We start from the raw sequence: 3,418 nt of genomic DNA, 5'->3' as shown, positions 1-3,418 counted from the left end.
CGATAAAGGTTGTCCGGCTATTGTAGCTGGACCCTGCTACGGGCTTACCCTGTTCCGTACCMCCTGTGTCAGACTAGTTGTCGCCTCGATAGAACCTAGAACCTGGGGGCGGCGATGAAAGAACAAAATGGCTCGATATGGACAAGCATTCAGAGACAAAGCGGTAGCCAAGTTGCTGCCACCGGAGAGCGCACCGCTGCAGGTGGTCTCGCGCGAGATGGGCGTGAGCGAGGCAACCCTGGAGCGTTGGCGCGAAGAAGCACAAACCAGACCTGCCCGAGCTCGGCCCTGGTCTGCGGGTGCCCGGCTTGAGGCCGTGATCACTACAGCTGCGATGAACGAGGCCGCTAAGAGCGCCTGGTGCCGCCGGAACGTGTCAATGACTTTGCTACACCTTGCTTCATAAATTTACGGTGCAGGGTTGTTCTGTTTCAGACGGCTTCCTTTGCGCTGGCGGTGAGTTGATCCAGGCCGCTGTGGGCATGGGTTTTAGGCAAGGGCGGACCCCCTTGAATCGGTTGGGTGTGGCATCGAATGCCGCATTCAGCGTTGCTTGCCTGATCTCCCTCATTGCCTGCGCTAGCCCGTAGTGCACGCTGTGGGGTGTCATATGGCCAATTCCTGAGTGGCAGTGCTGCCCGTTGTACCAGGCAAAGAATGTCTGGCAATGCAATCTGGCGTCCTCAATGCTGCCAAAGCGCTCTGGGAAGTCGGGTCGGTATTTCATGGTCTTGAATTGGGATTCCGAGTAGGGGTTGTCATCCGAGGTGTAGGGACGGCTGTGGCTCTTGGCCACGTCCAGGTCCACCAACACCGGTTTGGAGCGCATAGAGGTACCCCGGTCCGCGTGCAGCGTGAGCGCACCGGGCATCACGTCGTGGCGGGCCACGGTATCGGCAATCAGTTGCTGGGCCAGCTCAGCGCTCTCACGCGGCGCAATCAGCCATCCAACGACGTAGCGACTGAAGATGTCCAGGATGACGTAGAGATGGAAGCACGTCCATTTGGCTGGACCCTTGAGTTTGGTGATGTCCCACGACCAGACTTGGTTGGGCCCTGTCGCCAGCAATTCAGGCTTGGCATAGACCGGGTGGCTACGCTGGCGGCGACGCTCGGCACTGCTGGCGTTGGCAGCCAGCAAGCGGTACATGGTGCGCACCGACCCCAGGTAAGTGCCTTCGTCCAGCAATGTGGCGTGGACTGTCGCTGGCGCGGTGTCGGCAAATCGCTCACTGCACAGGGCTTGCAGCACTAAGGCCTGTTCCACCTCACTCAAGGCCAGCGGTGAACGTGGGCGCACAGGCCTTGGCGCTGAGGGTGGCCCCACAAAGGCGGCTCGGTGCGCGTGCGCTTTGTGCCTGGCCGGGGCACCGCGCCACAGTCCCATGGCGCGGCATGCTGCAGCACTGCCCAGCGCTGGGGTGAGTTCAAGGGTTGCAGCCATCAAGGACTCGCGAACTTCTGCAGTGGATCGAGCTGCTCCAGCAACGCGGCAACTTTTTTTTGGACCTCGATGACAAGTTGAGCATTGCTCAGCTGCACCCGCAACTTGTCGCGCTCACGCGTGACCAGCGCCAATTGCTTGAGCTCGGCTCGGGCAGAGTCGGCTTTGGGGCCACGTTTTTTGGATGTCGCGTCGCTCAACTCACCTGCCGCATATTGGCGTCGCCATGTGGCCAGTGCAGATGAGTACACGCCCTCGCGGCGCATCAGTGCGCCAATTTCACCGGGCTTGGTGCACGCGGCGGCGGCGAGCACAATGCGGCGCTTGTCAGCATTGGCAATGAGCCGACGTTTGGCAGTGGCCACAACTTCAGAATTGTTGCCAGGTGACAGTGGCAATGCCGATACAGGCGCGCCTACAGTGTGCCTACTGGCTGCTTGCGATGCGTCTGCTTCAACTGAATCTACGGTTGCATGCATCTGTGCCTTGGGTTGTTTGATGATCTTCATACCTACATCGTTGCTCTCTAAACTAACAGGGGAAGGTGTAGCAGTTCATTCTGGCACGGGGGGCTCGCGGGCGCGAGTACGACGGCTTGACGCCCAGCCAGTTGAGCATGGTCAGTACCGTGGTGGCCTTGAGCGTGGAGCCATTGTCACCATGCAGTACGGGCTTGCTGTCCCAGGCCGCGATGCCCTCGGCCAGCGCGGTACGCCGCACAAGGTGCACCGCATGCTCGGAATCATCGCGCTCGTGCACTTCAGCGCCCACGATCTTGCGACTGAACAAGTCCAAGATCAGGTACAGGTAAAACCAGCGCCCCATCACCTTGGTGGGGAGGTACGTCATGTCCCAACACCAGACCTGTCCCGGTGCAGTGGCGATGTGCGTGGTCGGTGGTTTGGTGGTCTTGGGCGCTTTGGCGCGTCCACGGCGCGCGTTCTGCCCTGCGGCCTTGAGCGCGCGCGCCATGCTGGACTCGCTGCCCAGATAAATGCCCTCGTCAGCAAGCATGGGCACGATGCGCGCAGGCGCCACCGAGGCAAAGCGTGGCTCGTTGGCCACCGCCACCAGGGCCGCGCGCTCGGCTTCGCTTAAGGCGTGGCAGGGCATGGGTCTGACTGCCAAGGGCCTGCCATCGCCCCGCACAGCGCCGTCGGCCCCTTGGCTGGCCTTCCAGCGCTGCAAGGTGCGCAAGTCGATGCCCACGATGTCGCAGGCGGGCTGCAGCCGCGCTCCTGCGCAGTGGGCCGTGTCGATGTCTCGGGTTAGCGCTTGGCGATCTTCGAGGTCGATCATTCGTCCTCTCCCTTGTTGAAGATCGCCGCGACTTTTTTTAACAAGACCAGTAGCGCTGCAGTCTCGGCCAGTTCCCGGTCCTTGCGCAGCACTTCGCGTTCGAGTTCCTTGATACGTTTGCGGTCGGCCCGGGTGGCCTGCGCAGTGGCGGGCACATCTTGGGGGTCTGCCAGCGCGGTGGTGCAGTTCAAGCGCCACTTGACCAAATCAACCGGATACACACCGTGCTCGCGCCCCCCGTGCCAGAATGAACTGCTACACCTTCCCCTGTTAGTTTAGAGAGCAACGATGTAGGTATGAAGATCATCAAACAACCCAAGGCACAGATGCATGCAACCGTAGATTCAGTTGAAGCAGACGCATCGCAAGCAGCCAGTAGGCACACTGTAGGCGCGCCTGTATCGGCATTGCCACTGTCACCTGGCAACAATTCTGAAGTTGTGGCCACTGCCAAACGTCGGCTCATTGCCAATGCTGACAAGCGCCGCATTGTGCTCGCCGCCGCCGCGTGCACCAAGCCCGGTGAAATTGGCGCACTGATGCGCCGCGAGGGCGTGTACTCATCTGCACTGGCCACATGGCGACGCCAATATGCGGCAGGTGAGTTGAGCGACGCGACATCCAAAAAACGTGGCCCCAAAGCCGACTCTGCCCGAGCCGAGCTCAAGCAATTGG

1 protein-coding gene and 3 pseudogenes are annotated in these 3,418 nt (G+C 60.9%); 2 read left to right on the top strand and 2 right to left on the bottom strand.

Going from position 1 to position 3,418, the window contains the following annotated elements; translation table 11 throughout:
• Positions 1-127: 127 nt before the first annotated feature.
• Positions 128-373: pseudogene (locus AMM33_RS16400) on the top strand (transposase); the annotation flags it as partial.
• Between the two features lie 27 nt (positions 374-400).
• Here AMM33_RS16400 and AMM33_RS16395 read toward each other — a convergent pair.
• Together AMM33_RS16395 and AMM33_RS16385 are read right to left on the bottom strand one after the other, a co-directional pair.
• Positions 401-1,842 (bottom strand): IS3 family transposase gene (locus AMM33_RS16395; protein WP_369802465.1). Its coding sequence is split into 2 segments (ribosomal slippage): positions 401-1,470 and positions 1,470-1,842, totalling 1,443 coding nucleotides; the frame shifts between segments, so codons are not numbered across the junction.
• Positions 1,843-2,017: 175 nt separating this feature from the next.
• Positions 2,018-3,000: pseudogene (locus AMM33_RS16385) on the bottom strand (DDE-type integrase/transposase/recombinase); the annotation flags it as partial.
• A gap of 183 nt (positions 3,001-3,183) precedes the next feature.
• Here AMM33_RS16385 and AMM33_RS22060 point away from each other — a divergent pair.
• Positions 3,184-3,418: pseudogene (locus AMM33_RS22060) on the top strand (helix-turn-helix domain-containing protein); the annotation flags it as partial.

Origin of the sequence: Limnohabitans sp. DM1 (genome assembly GCF_001269385.1) — a bacterium.
Taxonomy (GTDB): domain Bacteria; phylum Pseudomonadota; class Gammaproteobacteria; order Burkholderiales; family Burkholderiaceae_C; genus Limnohabitans_A.
This window is presented reverse-complemented; position numbering and strand designations above follow the sequence as displayed.